The organism is Marinomonas sp. UCMA 3892 (genome assembly GCF_012726345.1).
GTDB lineage: Bacteria > Pseudomonadota > Gammaproteobacteria > Pseudomonadales > Marinomonadaceae > Marinomonas.
The window spans coordinates 67,420-90,447 of the sequence record NZ_PTXN01000011.1 but is presented as its reverse complement, the minus strand read 5'-3'; the positions used below and the strand labels follow the sequence as shown (position 1 = coordinate 90,447).

Here is a 23,028-nt window from a genome sequence, read left to right as displayed (position 1 = left end):
TAGGTTGGAGTTGAACATGAAAGTACGTGCATCTGTAAAGAAAATCTGTCGTAACTGCAAAATCGTTCGTCGTAACGGTTCAGTTCGAGTGATTTGCGTTGAGCCTCGTCACAAACAACGTCAAGGTTAATAGCGAGTTCGCTCGATGATGGGAAAGGGTGGTTGATTTATGGCCTAAAGATAGGCATAATCAGCCGCCCTCATGATAGTAAAGTGATGAATTAACATATAATCATCAATAACAACGGAGTAAAGTGAATGGCTCGTATAGCCGGTGTCAATATTCCTGACAATAAACATGCGGTCATTTCTCTGACTTACATCTTCGGAATTGGTCGCACTCGTTCTCGCGCTATTTGCGCTGCTACGGGTGTTGCTGAAACTGCGAAAATTGGTTCATTAAGTGATGATGTCCTTGATGAACTTCGTGGCGAAGTTGCTAAGTATACTGTAGAGGGTGACTTACGTCGTGAAGTCAGTATGTCTATCAAACGTTTGATGGACCTAGGTTGTAATCGCGGGATTCGTCATCGCCGCAGCCTACCAGTTCGTGGTCAACGTACCAAAACGAACGCTCGTACACGAAAAGGCCCTCGTAAGCCTATTCGTAAGTAATTTAAACGCGTTTCGCTCTAGCCACTAAGTTTGCTAGAGCTGAGCATTAAATAGGAAAGTGCAATATGGCTAAGCCAGCTACGCGCAACACCAAGAAAAAAGTCAAAAAGACGGTCGTCGACGGTGTTGCTCATGTACACGCGTCATTTAATAACACGATCGTGACTATCACTGACCGCCAAGGCAATGCTTTGTCTTGGGCTACTGCAGGTGGTTCTGGTTTTCGCGGATCTCGTAAAAGTACTCCTTTCGCAGCTCAAGTAGCAGCGGAACGTGCCGGTACTGTCGCACAAGAGTTCGGCCTTAAAAACGTTGACGTAATGATTAAGGGCCCTGGTCCTGGTCGTGAGTCCGCAGTTCGTGCATTAAATGCATTGGGCTTGCGTATCAATAACATCACAGATGTGACGCCAATTCCGCACAACGGTTGCCGTCCACCTAAGAAACGTCGCGTTTAATTGAGGAGACAGATACATGGCTCGTTATATAGGTCCAACTTGTAAGTTGTCTCGTCGTGAAGGTACCGACTTGCAATTGAAGAGCGGTTCACGCGCTCTTGAGTCGAAATGTAAAGTAGAAACGGTTCCAGGTGTGCACGGTGCACGTCGCGGTCGCCTTTCTGAATACGGCTTGCAACTACGTGAGAAACAAAAAGTACGTCGTATGTACGGTATTCTTGAAAAACAATTCCGTAATTACTATAAATCTGCTGCTCGTCTTAAAGGTGCTACAGGTGAAAACCTTCTGCAACTTTTAGAATCACGTTTAGATAACGTTGTATATCGCGCAGGTTTTGGTTCTACACGTGCAGAAGCTCGTCAGCTAGTAGGCCATAAAGGCATTCTAGTTAATGGCGCTACGGTTAACATTCCGTCTTACCAAGTCAAAGCTGGTGATGTTGTGTCTATCCGTGAAAAAGCTAAGAAGCAATTGCGTGTACAAAGCGCACTAGAGCTATCTAAAGGTCGTGCACCGATCCATTGGATCGAAGTTGATTCAACTAAACTGGAAGCTACTTACAAAGCACTTCCAGAGCGTGCCGATTTATCAGCTGAAATTAATGAGAACCTAATTGTCGAACTTTACTCTAAGTAAGTTGGTGATTAGGATTAAGAAATAGGTGGATCTATGCAGCGTTCAGTGAGCGAATTGTTAACCCCACGCAACATTGAAGTTCAGGAACTAGGCAACTGTCGCGCTAAAGTTACACTGCAACCGCTAGAACGTGGTTTTGGTCATACTTTGGGTAACGCGTTGCGCCGTATCCTGCTTTCTTCAATGCCAGGTTGTGCGATTGTTGAAGTTGAAATCGACGGTGTATTACACGAATACAGCGCAATCGAAGGGGTTAAAGAAGATGTAATTGAAATTCTTCTTAACCTGAAAGGAGTTGCGATCGCTCTACACGGGCAAGATGAAGCAACTCTTACTCTAAGTAAAAAAGGTCCTGGTATCGTAACAGCTGGAGATATCCAGTTGGTTGCTGATGCAGAGATCGCTAACCCGGATCATATCATTGCGCACTTAGATGACACTGCTGAGTTAACTATGCAGATCAAAGTTGCACGTGGCCGTGGTTATGAGCCTGCTGATGCTCGTGTTGCTGGCGACGATGAGACTCGTCCAATCGGTCGCTTGCAACTGGATGCCTCATTCAGCCCTGTTCGCCGTGTTGCGTACAGTGTCGATAATGCTCGTGTAGAGCAGCGTACAGATTTAGATAAGTTAGTCTTAGACATCGAATCTAATGGTACTATCGATCCTGAAGAAGCAATTCGTCGTGCAGCGACTATTTTACAACAGCAAATTGCCGTGTTCGTCGCCCTTGAAAGCGAGAGCGAAGCGCCTGTTGTAGAAGAAGAGGATGAGATTGATCCAATTTTGCTACGCCCGGTTGATGATCTTGAATTGACCGTTCGCAGTGCTAACTGTTTAAAAGCAGAGAACATTTATTACATCGGTGATTTGATTCAACGTACTGAGGTTGAGCTTCTTAAGACGCCTAACCTAGGTAAGAAGTCGTTAACTGAAATCAAAGATGTTTTAGCACAGCGTGGTTTGTCTTTGGGAATGCGTCTAGAAAATTGGCCACCGGCTAGTTTAAAAGACGATAGCAAAGTTCTAGCTCGCTAGGTCATTGTTCCCTGACCACCGTAGTTTGGTAAGGAATGTAAAATGCGTCATCGTAAGAGTGGACGTCACTTAAACCGTACTAGCTCACATCGTAAAGCGATGTTTAAAAACATGGCTGCTTCTTTGTTCGAACACGAAGTTATTAAAACTACGTTGCCGAAAGCTAAAGAATTGCGTCGTGTTGCTGAGCCTTTGATCACATTGGCGAAAGTTGATTCTGTTGCGAATCGTCGCCTTGCCTTTGCTCGTACTCGTAGCAAAGATGCAGTAGGTAAATTGTTCTCTGAGCTTGGTCCTCGTTACCAAGCTCGTCCTGGTGGTTATGTTCGCATTCTTAAATGTGGCTTCCGCTCAGGTGACAACGCGCCTATGGCTTATGTTGAATTGGTCGATCGTCCAGTTGCAGAAGCTGCTGAGTAATATCAGTTTGTAATAAAAAGCCGAGCTAATAGCTCGGCTTTTTTTTGCCTGTAATTTATTGGCGTTAAAAAAATACCCGATCAAGTAATCTTGATCGGGTATTTTGATTTACATGTGATGTACCTATGGAAGCATTTGTTTTAGGAATCGTCCGGTATGAGATTTGTCTGTTTTTGCTATCTCTTCGGGTGTTCCTTCAGCAACTATGTATCCGCCACCGCTACCACCTTCCGGACCTAAATCTACAATCCAATCGGCTGTCTTTATCACATCAAGGTTATGTTCAATGACAACGACGGTATTGCCGTGATCTCTTAGACGATGAAGAACTTTTAATAGTTGTTCTATATCGGCAAAATGCAGACCTGTTGTCGGCTCATCAAGAATGTATAGTGTTGTACCTGTGTCACGTTTAGACAGTTCTTTTGCCAGTTTAACTCGCTGTGCTTCACCGCCAGAAAGCGTTGTAGCTGCTTGTCCAAGGCGAATATATCCCAAACCAACATCGATTAGAGTTTGTAGTTTTCTTGCGATCGATGGAACTGGATCAAAGAACTCTCGAGCGTCTTCAATAGTCATTTCTAAGCATTCATGAATGTTCTTGCCCTTGTAATGAATTTCTAAGGTTTCACGATTGTAGCGTTTGCCTTTACATGTATCGCAAGGCACGTAGATATCTGGAAGAAAGTGCATTTCAACTTTGATTACGCCATCGCCTTGGCAGGCTTCACAGCGTCCGCCTTTGACGTTAAAGCTGAACCTTCCTGGTTTATAACCTCGTGAGCGAGATTCTTGTGTTGCTGAGAACAGTTCCCTCATTGGAGTGAAGATGCCAGTATAGGTTGCTGGGTTCGATCTTGGTGTGCGTCCTATAGGGCTTTGATCAATGTCCACACACTTATCAAATAAATCTAAACCTTCAATACGTTCATGCGGTGCTGCTTTAAGTGTGGTTGCGCCATTAAGTGCTGTAGCGGCTAGTGGGTACAAAGTGCCGTTTATTAATGTCGATTTACCAGATCCAGAAACGCCAGTGATGCAAGTCATTACGCCGACAGGGATCTTAAGGTCAACAGTATTTAGATTATTGCCTGTTGCGCCTATTAACTTAAGGAATTGTTTATCCTTAGCTTGATGACGAATGGCTGGGATTTCAATTTTTCGTTTGCCCGTTAGAAATTGTCCAGTAATGGATTCAGGGCAGTCCATTATGTCTTGTGGCGTACCGCTGGCGATAATTTCGCCACCGTGAATGCCTGCACCTGGGCCAATGTCGACAACAAAGTCTGCGATACGAATGGCGTCTTCATCGTGTTCAACGACAATGACCGTATTGCCTAGATCTCTTAGTCTGGTCAGTGTTGCTATAAGTCTTTCGTTATCGCGTTGATGCAAGCCAATAGATGGCTCATCAAGGATATACATAACTCCCACTAAACCTGCACCAATTTGACTAGCAAGTCGGATTCGTTGCGCTTCACCACCTGAAAGGGAATCTGCTTTTCGATCTAGCGTTAGATAGTCTAGGCCGACGTTTACCAAGAAGGTTAATCGGTCACGAATCTCTTTCAGGATTTTAGAGGCGATCTCTCCACGCGAACCGGGAAGTTCAAGTGTTTCAAAGTACTTCAAGCATTCAGCGATTGGATAGGTCACGACTTCAGGCAATGTTTGTTCAGCTATAAAGACGTTGCGAGCAGATCGATTGAGTCGAGAGCCATGACAGTCTGGGCAAGGTTGAATGCTGATGTACTGTGAAAGGTCATCACGCACGCTGTCAGATTCTGTTTCGTGGTAGCGACGTTGTAAATTTGGGATGACACCTTCAAATGCATGAGAGCGTGTCATTTTATCGCCACGCTCATTGATATAAACAAAGTCTATCTTGTCTTTTCCCGAGCCGTGTAAGATGCGCTTTTTGAAATCACTAGGGATGTCTTTGTATTTCGATTCTATATCAAATCCATAGTGCTTCGCCAAGGCGCTAAGTTGTTGATAGTAAAAAATACTACGTCGCCCCCAGCCTCGGATTGCACCTTCTGCAAGCGTCAGAGTTTCATCTTGAATAATTCGGTCAGGATCAAACATTTGATGAGTGCCCAATCCGTCACATGTCTGACAAGCGCCATTTGGGTTGTTAAAAGAGAAAAGGCGTGGCTCTAATTCCGTTAAGCTGTAACCGCAAACTGGACAGGCGAATTTACTAGAGAAGATATATTCTTCTTGTTCGTCATCCATATTGATGACTTTGGCGATCCCGTCAGATAAACCAAGGCAAGTTTCAAAGGATTCTGCCAAGCGAAGCTGTAGATCAGAGCGAACTTTAAAACGGTCAATCACGACTTCAATGGTATGTTTCTTATTTTTTTCTAATACTGGTGCGTCGTCCAGATCGACAACAATGCCATCGATACGAGCGCGAATAAAACCTTTAGATAATAGATCGCTGATGGTGTGTAAGTGCTCACCTTTACGATCTTTAACAATGGGTGCTAAAAGCATCATCTTGGTTTCTTCTGGAAGAGAGATAACTTTATCGACCATTTGTGATATGGTTTGCGCCTCTAGTGGCTCGCCATGATCTGGGCAGCGAGGCTGTCCTGCACGGGCAAATAACAATCGTAGATAATCGTAGATTTCTGTTATTGTACCGACTGTTGATCGTGGGTTATGAGAGGTTGATTTTTGCTCGATAGAGATAGCAGGAGAAAGGCCTTCAATGTGGTCTATGTCTGGCTTTTCCATCATGGACAAAAATTGTCTAGCGTATGTCGAAAGGGATTCTACATAGCGTCGTTGTCCTTCGGCGTACAAAGTATCAAAAGCGAGAGAGGATTTACCTGAGCCGGATAGGCCAGTAATCACCACAAGTTTGTCTCTTGGGATGTCTAGGTCCACATTTTTTAGATTGTGTGTGCGGGCCCCGCGTATGGTAATGGTATCCATGATTCTCCAATGTGAAGTCGATCAACAGAAAGAAATCTGCCAGTAAATTAAATAACTGTCTATTTTTACAGTAGTTGAAATGGAGCTTCAACGGTATTTTTTGTAAAATTGACAATCTTTTTCTTAACCACCTAAGTTAAACGGTTGAAACCTCCTTATGGATCTACTCGAACGTCGTTCAGTTCTTGCTTTAGCACTGATCTATTTATTTAGAATGTTAGGCTTATTCCTTATTATGCCTGTCATCAGCGTGGCCGCTGATGGGTTGACCGGAGCGGACGCCGCGTTGATTGGTACTGCGATCGGTATTTACGGCCTGACTCAGGCGAGCTTGCAGATTCCGATGGGCATGTGGTCCGATAAAATTGGCCGTAAACGTGTTATTGTCATTGGGTTATTATTGTTTGCTGTAGGTAGTTTGATCTGTGCCAATGCGAGCGATATCAATACTTTGATTGTCGGTCGTGCGATTCAGGGGGCGGGCGCTATCGCCAGTACCTTGATGGCACTATTGAGTGATGTTACACGAGAACAAAATAGAACCAAAGCTATGGCGATTGTTGGTATCAGTATCGGCGCCTCGTTTATGTTGTCTTTGGTATTGGGACCTTGGATTTTTGCCTTAGTCGGGCTTTCAGGTCTATTTTATCTATCCTTTGCGCTATCTTTACTGGGCATAGTCTTGATCATTTTTGCTGTGCCTAATATCGTCCAGCACACTTTTAGGCGCGATACGACCCCGAGCCTTTTGGCGCTAGGTTTAGTCTTAAAAGATTCAAGACTGCGGTTCTTGAATGTGAGTGTTTTGTTGTTACACGCGAGCCTAACAGCTTTGTTTGTGACCGTTCCAAATTTATTGGTTCAGCAGTTTGATTTGCCCTTGTCACAACATAGCTGGCTATACTTAGCCATCATGGGTTTTGCCTTCGCAGGTATGTTACCATTGGTGATTATTGCCGAATCAAAAGGTAAGACAAAAGGCGTGTTAATCGCCGTGATGATTTTGTTGGGTTTAAGTTCTATATTGCTGCAATGGACTCCTTACCTTTGGGTGTTTGGGGCGTTGTTATGGGCTTATTTTGTAGGCTTTAACTCACTGGAAGCTGTGTTGCCATCTCTTATTAGCAAGTTAGCGCCAGTTGGTTATCGCGGCACAGCGATGGGCGTGTTTTCTACCCATCAATTTATGGGATCATTTTTGGGTGGCGTTGGTGGCGGTTGGCTGCTCCAGCATCATTCAAGCAGTGGCGTCTTTTGGGTTGTCGGCGTGGTGTTTTTGGCTTGGTCACTTGTTTGTGCCATCCAGCCTGCACCTCGTCAGTTAAGTAGTCTGGCGTTTAGCCTGCCCAATATGACAGATGAAGAAGTAACGAAGTTGGCGGATCAACTTGCGCAAATCCAAGGAGTGGAAGGTATGCAAATTTTTAAAGATGAGCAAACCGCTTATCTGAAAGTCGATAAAAAAATATTAGACAAAGATGCTCTGGTGCGTCTGGCACCGCAAGTGCGTCTTTAAGTAAAACACTATTCTATCTTTTAGTTGGAGAAGAACGTCATGGCACGTGGAATAAACAAAGTAATTTTGATCGGTAACGCAGGCAACGATGCCGAAGTGCGTTTCATGCCATCTGGCGCAGCGGTTGCAAACGTTAACTTAGCGACAACAGAAAGCTGGCGTGACAAGCAAACCGGTCAAATGCAAGAGCGCACGGAATGGCACCGCGTGGCTTTTATGGATCGTGGTAACTTCCGTCTTGGCCAGATTGCAGGCGATTTTATTAAGAAAGGTTCTAAAGTATACGTAGAAGGTTCATTGCGTACTCGTGAGTGGGAAAAAGACGGCATCAAACGCTACACAACAGAAATCGTAGCGAACGAAATGCAATTGTTAGACGGCCGAGGTGATAACTCAGGTCAGCAAGGCGGTGGCTACGATTCTATGCAAGGTGGCGGCGGTTATGGCCAAGCACCACAGCAAGCAGCGCCTCAACAAGTAGGTTACGGTCAGGTGCCTGCGCAACAGGCTCCACAGCAGCATGCACCGCAAGGTGGTGGATTTAACCAACCTCAAGGTGGTTACGGTCAAGCACCTCAGCAACCAGCGCATCAGCCAGCACAACAAGCTGCTCAGCCTCAGTCATTTGGCAGTTGGGGTAATGCACCACAGCAAGCTCCAGCTCAAGCTGCACCACAGCAACGTGCGCCACAGCCAGCCCCTCAACGTGCACCAGCGCCTGAGCCAAAGCCTCAACAAGCGCCAAACTTTGATGATTTCGACGATGACATCCCGTTCTAGATCACGTATAAGTTGTAATCCTTTGATACATTGGTGTTGAAGTAATAAAGGCTCCTTTTAGGGGCCTTTATTGTTCTATAGTGGTGTGCTAAATGAAACGAGTAAATCAAAGAGGATTTAGGCTGTGAACGACGAAGATGAAACGTCTTTGTTCGCTCAAGAGGTGGCGGGTATTAAGCCACTTAAGAAAAGCGAAGTGTATCTGGGCAAGAAAGGTCCTCAGGTCGATTTTTTGGCTCGCCAAAAGGCGGCGTTGATCGCTAAAGAGGCGGACAGGAATCATTTGTCGCAAGACTATGTGGAAAAAGTGGAGCCCAATGATGTACTTGAGTATAAGCGTTCTGGCGTGCAAGACGGTGTTTTTAAGCGCCTGAGACAAGGTAAGTATGGCATAGATGCACGTTTAGATCTGCATAGGCATACTGTGGCTCAAGCGCGAGAGCAGGTGTATCAATTTGTTGATGACTGCATGCGTAACGATATTCGAGTCGCTATTGTTGTGCATGGTAAAGGGGATCGCACGCCAGACCCTGATAGCCAAGCTATGATTAAAAGCCATATTAATAAATGGTTGAGAGAGCTTGATGCTGTTATGGCGTTTCATAGCGCGCAGCGACACCATGGTGGTTTGGGTGCTGTGTATGTGTTGTTTAAAAAGACGGAAAAAGTACGCTTGGATGATTGGGAAAAACATCAAAAGCGTTAATGTTTTGTTTCGTCTTAGATGGGAGTATTCACGTTAATTCGTGCAGTAAAAGCCATGTTTTTGCTATAATCCCGCCACTTTGCTGTCTTGGATTTATGTTGTCTTGAATGTTTCCAAGCTGCCCCAAAATATTGTAATTATCGTATTCTAATTCTATCGAGGTAGAGAATGGCAAATAGCACCGCGCACCATCCAGCGTTTACGTTTCTTCGCAGTGAGTTTATTGATGCTCTGAATGTTACCGTTCAAGAGTTTGAACACACCGTCACGGGTGCTAAACATTTTCACATCGCATCTGAGAATGATGAAAATGTCTTCTTAGTTGGCTTAAAAACAGTTCCGACGGATTCTTGTGGTGTCGCGCATATTCTTGAACACACAGTATTGTGTGGCTCTGAGCGTTTTCCTGTACGAGATCCTTTCTTTATGATGATCCGCCGTTCGTTGAATACCTTTATGAACGCGTTTACGTCTTCCGATTGGACTGCTTACCCGTTTGCGAGTAAGAATAAGAAAGACTTCCATAACCTTTTAGGTGTGTATTTGGATGCGGTGTTTTTCTCGCGTCTTGATGAATTGGACTTTTCTCAGGAAGGTCATCGCTTAGAGTTCGCCGAGCCAGATAATGCTGAGTCAGAATTGACGTTCAAGGGCGTTGTATTTAATGAGATGAAAGGCGCGATGAGCTCAACCACATCGGTGTTGTGGCAAACGTTAACCAAATACTTGTTCCCGAACAATACCTATCATTTCAATTCTGGTGGCGAGCCCACAGATATCCCTGATTTATCTTACCAAGATTTATTGGCTTTTTATCGCACGCATTACCATCCTTCCAATGCGGTATTCATGACATTTGGCGATATTCCAGCTGAAACATTACAAGCTGAATTCGAAGAGAAAGTGCTGAGCCGTTTTGAGCGCCTAGAAGAGCAAGTCAGTGTGCCGAATGCGAAGCGTTATTTCTCGCCAGTACGAGTAGAAGAAGGCTACGCGGCAGATGAAGTAAAAGAAGATGGTAGTCATGTGGTAGTCGGCTGGTTGTTGGGTGAAAGCACCGATTTAAATCAGCAGTTCGAAGCACAACTGTTATCTAGCGTGTTATTAGATAACAGTGCGTCACCTTTGCTTCGAGTATTGGAAAACAGCGATCTTGGTCGTGCGCCTTCACCTATGTGCGGCCTTGAAGACAGCAATAAAGAAATGAGCTTCATGTGCGGATTGGAAGGTGTAAAACGAGAAGATGCACCGAAAGTTGAAGCTTTAGTCTTGTCGACTCTAGAAAGCATTGCTGAAAAAGGCGTTCCACAAGACATGGTTGATGCCATGTTGCATCAATTGGAATTGAGCCAACGTGAAGTCGGCGGTGGCAGCTATCCTTATGGTTTACAGTTGATTTTGGCTGGCTTGTCGACCGCGGTCCATGCGGGTGATGTGATTGCTCAGCTTGATCTTGATCCTGTTATCAATGCAATGCGTGAGAAAGTTCAAGATCAGCAATATATTCCGAACTTGATTAACAACTTGCTGCTGACAAATGCGCACCGAGTAACGTTAACATTGAGCCCCGATGATGCTCTTGAAGCGCGTCGCAATCAGGCGGAAAAAGATCGTTTGAGTCAAATCAAAGCGGCCTTGTCTGATGCTGAAAAACAACAAATTATTGCTCGCAGTGCAGCCTTGAAAGCGCGTCAATCGCAAGTTGACGACATGAGCATTTTGCCAAAAGTTGGTTTAGAAGATGTGCCTGCGCGCTTGCCTGAATATGAGAATGAAAAAGTAGCAGGCGATTTACCTATTACTTTTTATCCACAAGGCACAAATGGCTTGGTTTATCAGCAGTTGGTGATTGATCTACCAGAGCTAGATGAAGAGGAAATCGAGTACTTGCCTTTGTTCTCTTCAATGATGACGGAGCTGGGCATTGGCGAAGCAGATTACCTTGCTGTTCAAGAGCGTCAAGCTCAAGTTTGTGGCGGATTAGGTGCCTCTAATTCGATTCGCGCTACGATTGAAGATCGTCAAGAGCTAAATGGGTACTTCATTTTATCGTCTAAGGCCTTAGTCCCAAATGTTAAAGCCATGAGCGAATTGTTGAAAGACACTATGCTTAATGTTCGCTTCGATGAAGCGAATCGAGTGAAAGAGGTGGTGGCTCAACGCCGTGCTCGTCGCGAACAATCGATTACCGGTCAAGGCCACTCGCTTGCTATGACGGCGGCTTCAAGCGCGATTTCTGGTTTGGCTGCACAGCAAGAGAAATGGAGTGGCATGTCAGGTATTCGTTCAGCGATTGCGTTGGATGATGCGATGAAAGCCGATAGTAAAACAGCCGAAGATGTTTTGGCTATTTTTAAACGTTTGCATGAAAAATTGCTGCAAGCTAACAAACAGCTTTTATTGGTGGCAGAGCCTCAGCATGAAGCAAGTATATTGAACGAAGTTCAGGCTGTTTTTGCCGATTTGCCTGCAGGCAGCGTGCAAACTAAGTTCTTTATGGCGCCAGTTGACTCGAAAGTGAATGTGGCTTGGCTAACATCAACTCAGGTAAGCTTTTGCAGTAAAGCATTTCGTACGGCATACGGTGAGCACCCAGATGTGGCAGCATTGACTGTTTTGGGTGGATTCTTACGAAATGGTTTCTTACATCGTGTTATTCGCGAGCAGGGTGGTGCTTACGGTGGTGGTGCGACGTTTGATGGAAGCACGGGCTCGTTCCGTTTCTATTCTTATCGTGATCCTCGTTTAACTGAAACCTTAGCGGACTTTGATGCGTCTATCGAGTGGATATTAAATGACACTCATACTGAAGATGCCCTTGAAGAAGCCATTTTGGGTGTAATTGGTTCGATGGATAAACCTGGTTCACCTGCCGGAGAAGCGCAGAGCGATTTCTATGTGCATTTGCATGGTCGTAGTTTGGCCTATAGAGAAGCATTTCGCGCTAAGATCTTGGCTGTAACACTTGAACAGCTGAAGCAAGTCGCTAAGACTTACCTAACGAAAGAAAATGAAAATGTCGCTGTGGTAACGTCAACGTCAAAACGTGCGGAACTGGAAGCGTTAGGGTTTGATATTCAAAGCCTGTAAAAATATTTTATAACAAAAAACAAAACAGTTTTACTGACGGAAAATTAAATGGATCAGTTTCACGATATACGCCCCTATAACGACGATGAAGTCGCTGAGGTGTTGAATAATTTGGTCGAAATGCCAGATTTTATTAATACTATAATTGGTTTTCGCTTTGCCCAATGGCCTAAGTTTCTTAAGGCGCCGCTGGCGTTTTGCGTCAAGCTAGCGCTAAAGCGTCAAATTGCTAATATTTCGAATGTTCATGAGTTTCAAATGCGTGTCGCAAGTTACATGGAACGCATGATTAAAACCACAACAACGAATGTTGAATACCGCGGTATTGAAAAGCTAGAGAAAGGTGTTGGCTATTTATTTTTGTCAAATCACAGAGATATCGCTATGGATCCGGCTTTTGTTAACTATGGTTTATACTTAGCAGGATTGGATACGGTGCGGATTGCAATAGGGGATAACTTATTGCGTCGCCCTTTTGTGTCTGATCTGATGCGTCTAAATAAAAGCTTTATCGTGAAGCGCTCAGCGAATGGTATTCGAGAAATGATGGCTGCTTTTGGTCAGTTATCTGCTTATATCACTGAATCATTGACGAAAGACCAAGCTAATATCTGGATTGCTCAAAAAGAGGGGCGTGCGAAAGATGGTTTGGATCAGACTGATCCTGCGATCATAAAAATGTTCTTTATGAGTCAGAAAAAAGAAAAAGTACCTTTCTCTGATGCCATGGCGAACTTGAAAATTGTACCTGTCTCGATTGCTTATGAATATGACCCTTGTGCTTTTGATAAGGCCCGTGAGCTGCATCAGAAATCCACAACCGGTAATTATGAAAAAGCCGAGTTTGAAGACATCGACAGTATTAAAAATGGCATTGTTGGTCAGAAAGGCAAAGTGGTAGTAACTTTTGGCGATGTAATAAAAGATGGTTTCGAAACGCCTGAAGAATTTGTTGCGGAAGTAGATCGTCAAATCATCACTAACTATGCTATTCAATCGACCAATGAGGCTGCGCTTGCATTACAACAAGGCTTGCCTTCAACCGATAGCGCATTCTCAAGTTATCTTGAGCGTTGTCCTGAAAACTTAAAAGAAACTGTGTTGGCAATGTATGCAAATCCATTGAGACAGCAGCAAAAATATCTAAATAAATAGTCATAGGGAGTAAGCTGTTAATGAGCATATGGGAGTCATCAAGATCTTGGATCGGCTCAACAATATTTGCCATTTACTATATGGTATCCACCATTGTATTTGGTGTTCTTGCGCCTTTCGCGACGGTCTTGTTGCCAAAGAGTTATCGTCAACCAGTTTTGAACCTGCATAACAAAGGTTTGTTATTTGTCTTTCGTATTTTTTGTGGTGTGAAGGTTGAGATTATTGGCTTAGAGCATATCAACAAAAATCGTCCCGTTGTGTTGGTGGCAAATCACCAGAGTGAATGGGAGACCTATGTACTGCAAGTATTGATGGCACCTGTTTCAACGGTATTGAAGAAAGAACTGCTGTCAGTGCCTTTCTTTGGCTGGGGATTGCGTATGGTGCAGCCCATAGCAATTGACCGCTCTCAGCGGACTAATGCTTTGAAGCAAATTATCAGTCAGGGTAAAGAGCGTTTAGACGATGGCCGTTCTGTGCTGATTTTTCCTGAAGGCACGCGAATCGCGCCTAATGAAGAGCAAGCCTTCAACAAAGGCGCTGCTATGTTAGCAACATCTGCTGGGGTGCCTATTCTGCCTGTGGTACACAATGCAGGTTATACTTGGCCTGGTAAACGCTGGCGCAAGTTTCCGGGATCTATCCGCGTTGTTATCGGCCCTATCATTGAATCTGAAGGTAAAAAAACCTCAGCATTACATGAGGAAATGGATGTTTGGATGCGAGCTGAAATGGCAAAACTTCCGAAAGGAAATGACTTTCTGTTTTAGCTCAGCTGCATGCTAAATTGAAAGCATAAAAAAGCCGCATCCTTGATGCGGCTTTTTTGTCGCTAATGTCCCGTCCTGAAATAGGTTTACACCTAGGAGACCTATTATGGGGACACCAAGTAATACCAAACGCAAGCGTACTCAACGCGACTACACAATGGGCTTTAAATTACAGATAGTGATGGCCGTTGAAAAAGGCGACATGACTTATAAGCAAGCTCAAAAGATCTATGGAATCCAAGGCCGATCAACGGTGCTGACTTGGCTTCGAAAACACGGCAAAATGGATTGGTCTACCAAAGTGAGGCTACCCATGTCTAAATCCCCGAAAGTAAAAGAGACACCGGCTCAAACAATCAAAAGACTTGAACGAGAGTTGGAAGATGAACGATTAAGGAATCGCTTACTCAATACGGTGGTTGATATTCTAGATACTGAACATGGGATGAATCTTAGAAAAAAGTATATAGCCAAGGAGCGAGACGCCTTCAAACTGAAGAAAAAATCAGTTTAAGCCGTTCTTGTCAGCTTCTTGGCATTAGCAGGCAAGCTGTCTATCAACAAGAGCAGAGGCAGCTAATACAACAAGACCGTCTATCCATTGTTAAAGACTTGGTGATGGATATACGTCGTTTCATGCCTAGACTTGGTACAAGAAAGTTATATTTTCTGCTGAAAGATAAACTGAAAGAGCGGGATATAAAGCTCGGTCGAGATGGCTTGTTTCGTTATTTAAGAGAAGAAGGTCTCTTGGTTAAGCCAAAACGTAGCTATACCAAGACAACGGACAGTAAACACTGGATGAAGAAGTACCCGAATCTCTTAGCAGGTCATCAACCGACAAGGTCAGAAGAAGTGTTTGTGAGCGATATTACCTATGTAGAAAGTGATGAAGGTGTGCATTATCTCTCGCTTGTGACAGACGCTTTTAATCGAAAAATCATGGGGTATAAACTCAGTCATGATATGAAAGCAGACAATGTCGTTAAAGCCTTAAAGAAAGCGGTTCAGTCTCGTAAAACGACAAAGCCACTAACGCATCATTCAGATAGAGGGTCGCAGTATTGTTCGGCTCTTTATCAAAAAGAATTACAACGTAATAAAATACGACCGTCGATGACAGATGGCTATGACTGCTACCAAAATGCGTTAGCAGAAAGGGTGAATGGCATATTGAAGCAAGAATTTTTGATTGGAAGATGCAGAACTTTTAAAGAGTTAGAAAGGCATATTAGTGAGTCTATTGATATTTATAATAGGTATCGACCTCACTTAAGTCTAAATATGAAAACACCAGAAGAAGTGCATGAAAAAGCCAGTATGGAATCCATACTGGCTTAACAAAAATCGTCAACGTATTTTAGGACGAGACAATGTGCTATTCAACAAGCCAAGCCTGTAAGGCCTTTTTCGCTTCTTTGTCGGCTTTATTGAACCAAAATTGAAACATTTCCAGCTGGATATTAGCAACTGTTGGCTTATACATATCATCTGCTATCCAGATACGAGTATCTTTACGAGTCGCGTCGTCAGATTGGTTATACCAAAATTGCATCATTTCCAACGCAACGTCTTCTGTCATAATAATAGGAGCAGGAACTGGGCCAGTAGAGCTGGCATTAGTACTACTCGGTGAATTTGGGGCTGTTAGTCGCTCAATTTCTGAAACGTAATCACGAGTGTTTTGAAGTCCAGATTTAGTTTTTAAGCTTTGTTGCTTATAGTCAACATCTTGACCATTTACATTATCATAAATCGTAAATTGTGGGTCTTTGGCATTAGCCTCAGCTTGCTTTTTGGTCGAGATATAAGGTGCTTTCAGCGTAAAATAGGTATCCTTTTCAAACTGTAAATCCAAAACAATTGGTTCAGATTGATATTTTTGTGTATCACCGCCGCTTCGCAACAACTTGTTAAAACGCACAACTATCTGATGCTGACCTTCATCAATATCTACTTTAAAATCATTACCAAAATGACCTGCGCTTTCAAGATCGACATACATGATCTCAAAAGAACGTGGCACTTCAAATGTGGCAGCCATCGCTGGTAAAGTAACAAAACCACACCACAAAGCACCAAACGCAATAAAACGATTTCTTACTTTCATTTAACACTCCTTACAACACATAACAACATAGAGAACAAATCTAGCATATAGTTGTCTTTTATTTGCTTGGTTTACTTTACTTAGAAATCACTTGCTAGATTTTGTCTTTTTTCATCACAAAAAAGAGATGAGACGAAGGCTAAAATTGAAAAATCGAACAAGCATATCGCTATAAAATACAACTAGCGATTGATTAGTATGAATCTTTAATACTCATTATTTCTATCTAAAAAGGACAATGGCACAAGATTATGCCAAATAACACTCAAGTAGACCTAAATCACAAGCTCACTTTAAGAATAATTGAGTTGTCTATTATTACCATTTTTTTTGCTCTGATATTTCGACCTTTAATTGTTGACCTGCCAATTCAATTTACAGTAATTATTTTACTAGACTTAGTCATAGTCACAGCGCTGTATGTAATTGTTCGCTTCTATATTCTACCCAAACTAGAGATTATTCTTTCTCTATGTACCGCCGTTATCATCCTTCTTCCCACATTAGCACTCTCGGGAGGAGTCAATAGCCAGGCAGCCTGTATTTTACCCTTATGTCCTATTTTTGCAGCTCTAATTGGGGGTTACCGCGAATCATTAATTATTACGATCATACTTGCCCTAGGCGTCATATTAGCGACCATTTTTAGTCAGCACATTACCGATTTAACAGGGGAGATTCACTCTCAACAAAAATCAATCGATCGAGGTTTTTGGTTAACAATTTCCATTATTTTTAGTGGCGTCTTTGGCCGCTTCTTTTTAAAAAGGTACGCTGAACTTACACAACAGCTGAAAAATGAAAATATCCAAGACCCCTTAACAGGATTATTCAATAGAAGAGGCTTAAACCTTCATTTTAGTACAGAGTTAGACAATGCAAACACAGCTAATTTGCCTTTAAGCCTTATTCTCATTGATATTGACTACTTTAAAAAAATAAACGACATGTATGGTCATGATATTGGTGATGTATGTCTGATAGAAATAGCTAACACTCTCTCACAAGCAATAAGAAAAAACGACATTATTGCCCGATTTGGAGGAGAAGAGTTCATCATTATCTTACCAAACACAGCAAAACGTGATGCTGCCGTCATAGCGGATACATTGAAAACGACGATAGAAAAACAAAAATTCAGTAAATTTAGCCTTGCACTCACGATCACACAAGGACTAACTGAGCGCCATCAAGATAATGATAACGCTCTAAAAATGATAAAACGCGCAGACAAAGCGCTCTACAGAGGTAAAGATAAAGGACGTAATTGCGTAGAACTATCTGAGTAAACTATCCCTTATAAATATCAGGTTGCCATTTTTGCATAAAGGTTGATGGTGAACTTAATGGTGTATAACCAAACTGTTGATACAAGCTATGCGCATCTCGGGTTGCCAACAGTATTCTTCGTAATCCCTGTAGCGATGAATGGTCATGGACTTCTTGCATCAACCATTTTGACAAGCCTTTACCACGATGAGCTTCATCAATAAAAACATCGGCCAAGTACGCAAAAGTTGCCTGATCCGTTATCATTCGAGCAAAACCAACTTGTTTCCCTTCAGACGAAAACACACCAAAGCACAACGAATTATCTAAGGCCTTTTTAAACGTTTCTTTAGGGATGCCTTCTGCCCAATAAGTACTTGATATATAAGTATGAATGGCATCAAAATCCATTTCTTCACGATCACAGCTAATTCGATAACCGGATATCATAATTCCCCACATTTCTTAGGATTAATTTAAGCTAATCCCGCTTGCGCCAACGACTGTATTTAGAGTGCACTCCACGCGTAAAGGCGGACGAATACTCCTCAAGAATATCAACACCGTACAATATAGCGACCACAATAAAAGACAGCTTTATTGCCACATAAGAGCCAATAATAGCAATGCACACACCGATGGCGGCCAGTGTCCAAATCGTCGCTGCCGAGGTAACACCAATAACCGCACCATCCTTTGACAACATAACACCCGCACCAAGAAAGCCAATCCCCGTAATCACCTGCCCTATAATTCGTGAGGGATCTGTAGTGTCAGAGGCGACAAACATTGAAGAGGCAATAAATACATAGGTCCCCAGCACAATTAATGCAGAGGTTCTAATTCCAACAGGCTTTCCTCGCAACTGCCGCTCTAAGCCAACAATAACGCCACAAAAAATAGCCGTTATGATGGATCCCCAACTATAGGGAGTAATAGAAAACAATGATTCCAAATTCATACAATCTTTCTTAGGACAAAAGCCATAAACAGCAGAATATAAGACAAAACAACTTTCCTATAATGTACTGAATTTTTGTCATTAATACAGTTTTTAATAGGATAAAGAGTTGATAAGAGAGTATTGAAGCGGGCGTAAAAAGGGAGAATTAAGATAAAAAAGCCTGCCATCCAATTTGGTGGCAGGCAAAAACATCAACTAAACAACCAAATCCAACAAGGCAGAGCTTAGGCTCTTACCATGTATATCGAGAGCCAAAGAACGAGTGACCCCACCACCTAACGCCTCATACATCACAAAATTTAAGGCTCCAATAGCAGGTAGCTCATAACGAACGACTTCTCCGGAAACAATATCACCAAACCAAACTTTTACTCTCTCAGCTGTAACGGCCTCTTTAATCAGATCATAATTCTTCATATCATAAACAATCAGGGAGATGTTAGAAGTGTTTCCTTTATCTCCTGTGCGAGAGTGAGCTATATCCCTTAATTTCATTCTTTATCCCCCCCTAATATGATGATGCTTGCATGTACTTGATCACGGGAAATCAAGCAAGAATCCATAGCCAAAACAGCCTTAGCAGACTTAGCCACGCCACCGCCGCCCGCCGGTCCATTGGTATATAACGTCTCAACTTCATTCCCCACAAAGATTGCATCTTCTAAAGTCGAGCAACGCACAGCAACACGAGCTCGCACTTCATAGGGTTCATTCTGAGCCGATCGAGTTACACCATGCAATGCATTTAAACCAACTAAGTCATAGCGAGCTTCAACTGGCTCAAAGCCACAAATAGTAAAACGCTCTTTTACAATATCAAGCGCTAGTTGACCTCTAGCTACTGCATTTGGTCCTGCGTAAGAAATTTCACCTTCGCCAATAAAACCATCGTTATACCCTACAGACACCTTCAATGTATCTGTTCGAGGCAAACCACTTGCGCCTTTTACAGCAACACGATTCTCAGCTTCTTGTTGAAAAGTGACATTGGAGAAATCAGCAACAACATCAGGAGTAAAATACTGATCTGGTCGGTGGATTTCATACAACAGCTGCTCTTTGCAAGTGGCTTCACAAACCACACCACCAGAACCTTCGACTTTGGTGATAACCGCATCACCAGACTCATCAACCTCAGCAAGAGGAAAACCAAGACGAGCCAAGTTCATCACATCCTTAACGCCAGGATCAGCATAATACCCGCCAGTTATTTGGCCTGCACACTCAAGCAAATGACCTATGCACGTACCTTTTCCCAATTTCCTCCAATCATCTCGGGACCAACCAAACTCATGAACCATAGGAGCAAGAAACAAAGAAGGATCAGCAACTCGACCTGCAATCACCATATTGGCTCCGCTTTCCAGTGCTTCAACTAAGCCTTCAATCCCCATATAAGCATTAGCCGATAAGATATCTTTGCCACTTTGAGATAAAGCGACACCTGCCTCGATCAGCTTTAAATCCAATCGCTGCAGTTCGAGTAACACATCGTCACCAGTGACCACCGCCACTTTAAATGACTCTAAGCCCAACTCCCTAGCAACACTCATCACCACATGTCCAGCTGCAATAGGATTAGCAGCTCCCATATTAGTAATAATTCGCACCTCGTTCTTATAACAACTTGGTAGTACTGCTCTCATTCGAGCTTCTAACAATTCGTTATAGCCTTTGCTCGCGTTTTGCTTTTTTTGCTTTTGTCCTATAGCGATGGTTCGCTCAGCAAGACATTCAAATACTAAATAATCTAATTGACCTTTTTGAGCCAACTCCACTGCTGGCTCTATTCGATCACCTGCGTAACCTGCGCCAGAACCAATTCTGATTTTTTTCATGCTCTTATTTGATCCAATAAATTAGTAGAAAAGCGTCAGTATAAGTGCACTACAGAAGGGAAATATCACCAAATAACAATGATAAATCCCCTTCGGATTAAATACTTAATGCACCCGTAATCACAGCAACTAAAGTCATCACCATAGTCACCAAAAACGCTAATGGAATGGTCTTCTTTTGGTGATCAGCAAGATCAACACCAGCTAACCCAACCAATAAAAAAGTTGACGCCGTCAAAGGACTTACAGGAAAACCCGTTGTCATTTGTCCGAGTAAAGCACCACGAGCGACTTCAATACCACTTGCACCTAGAGCTTCAGCCGCATGCACTAAAACAGGCAACACTCCGAAATAATATGAATCAGGATCAAACAACAAACTTGCAGGCATAGATGTAATAGCTGTCAAAAGTGGAAAATGTGCACCTAGACTTTCAGGAACAACACCCACCAATGAAGTTGCCAATGCTTTAATCATACCTGATCCCTTGAGGATGCCAGTAAATACGCCCGCGGCAAAAATAATTGAAATCATCAAAATAGCTGCGTGACCATGGGCCGTAATACGAGCTTGTTGTAACTTTACATTCGGGTAATTCACCAACAAGGCAATAGGTAAAGCAATAACAAATACAGCTGGTAAAGGTACACTTTTCGTGACTAGTGCCGTCAAAGCACCTACTGTAAGTAATAAATTAAACAGAAATAACTTAGGACGTTTTAGGTTAGCTTTGTCCTCATCTGCGCTATCATCAATACCAACAAACGATGGACCACTGTCCAACGTGCCGGCATTTGTCAAACGCACTTTTTCTTTTTTACCCAACCAAAAAGACACAGCAAGAACGGTTAATACCCCAGCTCCAAGAGCAGGAATAATTGGATTGAATAGCTCAGAGATATCGATACCTAATGAGGAAGAAGCTCGTAATGTTGGACCGCCCCAAGGCACAATATTCATCGTACCAGCCCCTAATGCAGCAATACAGGCAAGCACTTTACGATCCATTCCCAATCGATCATAAATAGGTATCATGGCAGGAATACAAACTAAAAAAGTCGATGCACCAGAACCATCCAAATGCGCTAACATAGCAATCAGCGCAGTACCAACCGCGATTTTGATTGGATCTTGTCCGCCAAATTTAATGATCCCTTTAATCATTGGATCAAACATCCCAGCATCATTCATCACAGAAAAATACAAGATGGCGAATGTCAGCATAATTCCGGTAGGCGCCACGCTTTTCAGCCCGTCTAAAATATAACCACCTAACTCAGAACTTAAACCCGCCAATAATCCAAACACGATAGGAACCAAAACTAAGGCCACAACGACCGACATACGTTTGGTCATGATAAGCGTCAATAACACCGCGATGGTGCAGAACCCCCAGAATGCCAACATTGAGCAACTCCTTATTATTATATTTGAAGCAATGTGACTGCTTTCAAAGATGAAAGCGAACATAATCAGACTTTATTTCTACCATTAAACAAGTAAAAAACTCCAATCGAAAAAACAAATGAGCTTAATGGATATTCAAATTAAAAAACCAAAAACATATTTAAAAATCAAATAGGTATATATTAAATTCAAATAAAATTAAAAAATATTACACCGTCACATCGCCATAATTTGACGCTTACAACTTAGATGGTTAGTATCGTTTCGAATAAAAATAATTTAATGAGAATCAACCTAAACACATAAAAAAAGAAAAATAATGAATTTATCTATAAAACAGTTACGTGCATTTTTAGCGCTAAGTGACCATGATAGCTTTACTCAAGCGGCCAAGCGCTTTAACCTTTCGCAGCCAGCTTTTAGTACCTTAATTGCCAGTCTTGAAGACGAAATTGGTTACCGTTTATTTGATAGAGATACACGTAAGGTAGAGTTAAACGCTAATGGTATTCATTTTATTGAAATCGCACGCCGCCTCATCCTAGATTACGATGAAGCCATCAATGAAATTGAAGCTCGAGCTTCAGGCAAAAATGGCACTCTAACATTGAGCGTACTACCATCGCTCGCGGTAGAATGGCTACCTGAAATACTAGCCCAATACAGCGCGATGCACCCACAGACCCAAATAAAATTAAATGATACTCAATGGAATCAATGCCTCAAATCCATTGTAAATAGCCAAGCAGATTTAGCCCTCACAGCCAGCCAACCCGCGACTAATATTTTTGATTCTCATTACTTATTTTCAGATAAATTTTATTTGCTCTGTCACGTCAATCACCCGCTAGCACAAAATAAAAAAGTAAAACTCAGCGATCTTTACAAATATCCATTTATTGGCTTTAGTCAACGCACAAGTATCCGTCAATACACAGATAAACTATTCGAAAGCCAAGGAAAACAAATTAAGTACTCCTTAGAAGTGCAACAACTCACGACCATGATGGGGCTTATTTCTGCTAACTATGGTATTGGCATTACCAGCGGTTTAACGTTATTTCAATTTAAGCATCAAAATATTGCTATTGTGCCTTTTGAAGATGTCGATTTAGAAAGAGACATTTATTTAGTGAGCTTGAAAAACAGAGCTCAACCTAGTCATGTAAAACTGTTTTCAGATTTTATTATGAATGAGGCCAATAAATTCAACTCAAAAATAAAAACCATACAAGAATAGTTATTTACGAAACATCAATAAAAAAGGAATACCTTTTGGCATTCCTTTTTAAAAGAATATTTAAA

22 protein-coding genes are annotated in these 23,028 nt (G+C 42.5%); 15 read left to right on the top strand and 7 right to left on the bottom strand.

What is annotated here, in order from left to right:
• Positions 1-16: 16 nt before the first annotated feature.
• The 6 genes from rpmJ (at position 17) to rplQ (ending at position 3,168) form a co-directional block, all read left to right on the top strand.
• Positions 17-130 (top strand): 50S ribosomal protein L36, encoded by a 114-nt coding sequence (gene rpmJ, locus B6N13_RS16065; RefSeq protein ID WP_012071915.1) that lies wholly within the window; start codon positions 17-19, stop codon positions 128-130.
• A gap of 128 nt (positions 131-258) precedes the next feature.
• Entirely contained in the window at positions 259-615 is a 357-nt protein-coding gene (gene rpsM / locus B6N13_RS16060; RefSeq protein ID WP_012071914.1) for a 30S ribosomal protein S13, read from the top strand.
• 65 nt (positions 616-680) lie between these two features.
• Positions 681-1,073, top strand: coding sequence for a 30S ribosomal protein S11 (rpsK, locus tag B6N13_RS16055; RefSeq protein WP_012071913.1), 393 nt, complete (start codon positions 681-683; stop codon positions 1,071-1,073).
• 16 nt (positions 1,074-1,089) lie between these two features.
• Positions 1,090-1,710, top strand: coding sequence for a 30S ribosomal protein S4 (rpsD, locus tag B6N13_RS16050; RefSeq protein WP_012071912.1), 621 nt, complete (start codon positions 1,090-1,092; stop codon positions 1,708-1,710).
• Between the two features lie 33 nt (positions 1,711-1,743).
• Positions 1,744-2,748: a DNA-directed RNA polymerase subunit alpha gene (gene rpoA / locus B6N13_RS16045; protein WP_012071911.1), complete on the top strand. Its 1,005-nt coding sequence runs from the start codon at positions 1,744-1,746 to the stop codon at positions 2,746-2,748.
• Between the two features lie 42 nt (positions 2,749-2,790).
• A complete protein-coding gene (rplQ, locus tag B6N13_RS16040; protein ID WP_012071910.1) occupies positions 2,791-3,168 on the top strand; it encodes a 50S ribosomal protein L17 in 378 nt (125 codons plus the stop codon).
• 123 nt (positions 3,169-3,291) lie between these two features.
• On the opposite strand, the gene uvrA is transcribed toward rplQ, so the two are convergent.
• Entirely contained in the window at positions 3,292-6,114 is a 2,823-nt protein-coding gene (gene uvrA, locus B6N13_RS16035) for an excinuclease ABC subunit UvrA (protein WP_012071909.1), read from the bottom strand.
• Between the two features lie 157 nt (positions 6,115-6,271).
• On the opposite strand from uvrA, the gene B6N13_RS16030 reads away from it, so the two are divergent.
• The 7 genes from B6N13_RS16030 to B6N13_RS16000 all read left to right on the top strand — a co-directional run bounded on the left by B6N13_RS16030 (position 6,272) and on the right by B6N13_RS16000 (position 15,475).
• Positions 6,272-7,630 (top strand): MFS transporter, encoded by a 1,359-nt coding sequence (locus B6N13_RS16030; protein WP_169459972.1) that lies wholly within the window; start codon positions 6,272-6,274, stop codon positions 7,628-7,630.
• Between the two features lie 39 nt (positions 7,631-7,669).
• A complete protein-coding gene (ssb, locus tag B6N13_RS16025; RefSeq protein ID WP_012071907.1) occupies positions 7,670-8,410 on the top strand; it encodes a single-stranded DNA-binding protein in 741 nt (246 codons plus the stop codon).
• Between the two features lie 124 nt (positions 8,411-8,534).
• Positions 8,535-9,116, top strand: coding sequence for a DNA endonuclease SmrA (gene smrA / locus B6N13_RS16020; protein ID WP_169459971.1), 582 nt, complete (start codon positions 8,535-8,537; stop codon positions 9,114-9,116).
• Positions 9,117-9,284: 168 nt separating this feature from the next.
• Positions 9,285-12,206 (top strand): insulinase family protein, encoded by a 2,922-nt coding sequence (locus B6N13_RS16015; RefSeq protein WP_012071905.1) that lies wholly within the window; start codon positions 9,285-9,287, stop codon positions 12,204-12,206.
• Between the two features lie 48 nt (positions 12,207-12,254).
• Positions 12,255-13,361: a 1-acyl-sn-glycerol-3-phosphate acyltransferase gene (locus B6N13_RS16010; protein ID WP_012071904.1), complete on the top strand. Its 1,107-nt coding sequence runs from the start codon at positions 12,255-12,257 to the stop codon at positions 13,359-13,361.
• A gap of 20 nt (positions 13,362-13,381) precedes the next feature.
• The gene (locus B6N13_RS16005; protein WP_169459970.1) at positions 13,382-14,134 is read left to right on the top strand and encodes a lysophospholipid acyltransferase family protein; all 753 of its coding nucleotides are present in this window, start codon (positions 13,382-13,384) and stop codon (positions 14,132-14,134) included.
• Positions 14,135-14,240: 106 nt separating this feature from the next.
• A protein-coding gene (locus B6N13_RS16000) for an IS3 family transposase (protein ID WP_085987546.1) occupies positions 14,241-15,475 on the top strand; the annotation gives its coding sequence in 2 pieces (ribosomal slippage) (positions 14,241-14,610 and positions 14,610-15,475; 1,236 coding nt in all).
• A gap of 37 nt (positions 15,476-15,512) precedes the next feature.
• Here B6N13_RS16000 and B6N13_RS15995 read toward each other — a convergent pair.
• Positions 15,513-16,244 carry a DUF2057 domain-containing protein gene (locus B6N13_RS15995; protein WP_169459969.1) on the bottom strand — a complete coding sequence of 244 codons (732 nt, stop codon included), beginning with the start codon at positions 16,242-16,244 and terminating at the stop codon, positions 15,513-15,515.
• A 251-nt stretch (positions 16,245-16,495) separates the two neighbouring features.
• On the opposite strand from B6N13_RS15995, the gene B6N13_RS15990 reads away from it, so the two are divergent.
• Complete coding sequence (locus B6N13_RS15990; RefSeq protein ID WP_169459968.1) at positions 16,496-17,533, top strand: GGDEF domain-containing protein; 1,038 nt, start codon at positions 16,496-16,498, stop codon at positions 17,531-17,533.
• Position 17,534: 1 nt separating this feature from the next.
• Here the strand turns inward: B6N13_RS15990 and B6N13_RS15985 are convergent, their stop codons facing one another.
• The 5 genes from B6N13_RS15985 to B6N13_RS15965 all read right to left on the bottom strand — a co-directional run bounded on the left by B6N13_RS15985 (position 17,535) and on the right by B6N13_RS15965 (position 21,723).
• Positions 17,535-17,963, bottom strand: a complete 429-nt coding sequence (locus tag B6N13_RS15985) for a GNAT family N-acetyltransferase (RefSeq protein WP_211172897.1) — start codon at positions 17,961-17,963, stop codon at positions 17,535-17,537.
• A gap of 31 nt (positions 17,964-17,994) precedes the next feature.
• Positions 17,995-18,474, bottom strand: a complete 480-nt coding sequence (locus B6N13_RS15980) for an MgtC/SapB family protein (RefSeq protein ID WP_169459967.1) — start codon at positions 18,472-18,474, stop codon at positions 17,995-17,997.
• A gap of 198 nt (positions 18,475-18,672) precedes the next feature.
• Entirely contained in the window at positions 18,673-18,972 is a 300-nt protein-coding gene (locus tag B6N13_RS15975) for a hypothetical protein (RefSeq protein WP_012068942.1), read from the bottom strand.
• Entirely contained in the window at positions 18,969-20,315 is a 1,347-nt protein-coding gene (locus B6N13_RS15970; RefSeq protein WP_169459966.1) for an acyclic terpene utilization AtuA family protein, read from the bottom strand. The genes B6N13_RS15975 and B6N13_RS15970 overlap by 4 nt, the downstream gene beginning before the upstream one ends.
• 97 nt (positions 20,316-20,412) lie before the next feature.
• Positions 20,413-21,723: a citrate:proton symporter gene (locus B6N13_RS15965; RefSeq protein ID WP_211172896.1), complete on the bottom strand. Its 1,311-nt coding sequence runs from the start codon at positions 21,721-21,723 to the stop codon at positions 20,413-20,415.
• A 319-nt stretch (positions 21,724-22,042) separates the two neighbouring features.
• Between B6N13_RS15965 and B6N13_RS15960 the strand changes: the two genes are divergently transcribed.
• Positions 22,043-22,963 carry a LysR family transcriptional regulator gene (locus B6N13_RS15960; RefSeq protein ID WP_169459964.1) on the top strand — a complete coding sequence of 307 codons (921 nt, stop codon included), beginning with the start codon at positions 22,043-22,045 and terminating at the stop codon, positions 22,961-22,963.
• Positions 22,964-23,028: the final 65 nt, after the last annotated feature.

Coding starts and splice junctions, on each gene's coding strand:
- rpmJ (WP_012071915.1), top strand. CDS start 17: ATGAAAGTACGTGCATCTGTAAAGAAAATCTGTCGTAACTGCAAAATC.
- rpsM (WP_012071914.1), top strand. CDS start 259: ATGGCTCGTATAGCCGGTGTCAATATTCCTGACAATAAACATGCGGTC.
- rpsK (WP_012071913.1), top strand. CDS start 681: ATGGCTAAGCCAGCTACGCGCAACACCAAGAAAAAAGTCAAAAAGACG.
- rpsD (WP_012071912.1), top strand. CDS start 1,090: ATGGCTCGTTATATAGGTCCAACTTGTAAGTTGTCTCGTCGTGAAGGT.
- rpoA (WP_012071911.1), top strand. CDS start 1,744: ATGCAGCGTTCAGTGAGCGAATTGTTAACCCCACGCAACATTGAAGTT.
- rplQ (WP_012071910.1), top strand. CDS start 2,791: ATGCGTCATCGTAAGAGTGGACGTCACTTAAACCGTACTAGCTCACAT.
- uvrA (WP_012071909.1), bottom strand. CDS start 6,114: ATGGATACCATTACCATACGCGGGGCCCGCACACACAATCTAAAAAAT.
- B6N13_RS16030 (WP_169459972.1), top strand. CDS start 6,272: ATGGATCTACTCGAACGTCGTTCAGTTCTTGCTTTAGCACTGATCTAT.
- ssb (WP_012071907.1), top strand. CDS start 7,670: ATGGCACGTGGAATAAACAAAGTAATTTTGATCGGTAACGCAGGCAAC.
- B6N13_RS16015 (WP_012071905.1), top strand. CDS start 9,285: ATGGCAAATAGCACCGCGCACCATCCAGCGTTTACGTTTCTTCGCAGT.
- B6N13_RS16010 (WP_012071904.1), top strand. CDS start 12,255: ATGGATCAGTTTCACGATATACGCCCCTATAACGACGATGAAGTCGCT.
- B6N13_RS16005 (WP_169459970.1), top strand. CDS start 13,382: ATGAGCATATGGGAGTCATCAAGATCTTGGATCGGCTCAACAATATTT.
- B6N13_RS15995 (WP_169459969.1), bottom strand. CDS start 16,244: ATGAAAGTAAGAAATCGTTTTATTGCGTTTGGTGCTTTGTGGTGTGGT.
- B6N13_RS15990 (WP_169459968.1), top strand. CDS start 16,496: ATGCCAAATAACACTCAAGTAGACCTAAATCACAAGCTCACTTTAAGA.
- B6N13_RS15985 (WP_211172897.1), bottom strand. CDS start 17,963: ATGATATCCGGTTATCGAATTAGCTGTGATCGTGAAGAAATGGATTTT.
- B6N13_RS15980 (WP_169459967.1), bottom strand. CDS start 18,474: ATGAATTTGGAATCATTGTTTTCTATTACTCCCTATAGTTGGGGATCC.
- B6N13_RS15975 (WP_012068942.1), bottom strand. CDS start 18,972: ATGAAATTAAGGGATATAGCTCACTCTCGCACAGGAGATAAAGGAAAC.
- B6N13_RS15970 (WP_169459966.1), bottom strand. CDS start 20,315: ATGAAAAAAATCAGAATTGGTTCTGGCGCAGGTTACGCAGGTGATCGA.
- B6N13_RS15965 (WP_211172896.1), bottom strand. CDS start 21,723: ATGTTGGCATTCTGGGGGTTCTGCACCATCGCGGTGTTATTGACGCTT.
- B6N13_RS15960 (WP_169459964.1), top strand. CDS start 22,043: ATGAATTTATCTATAAAACAGTTACGTGCATTTTTAGCGCTAAGTGAC.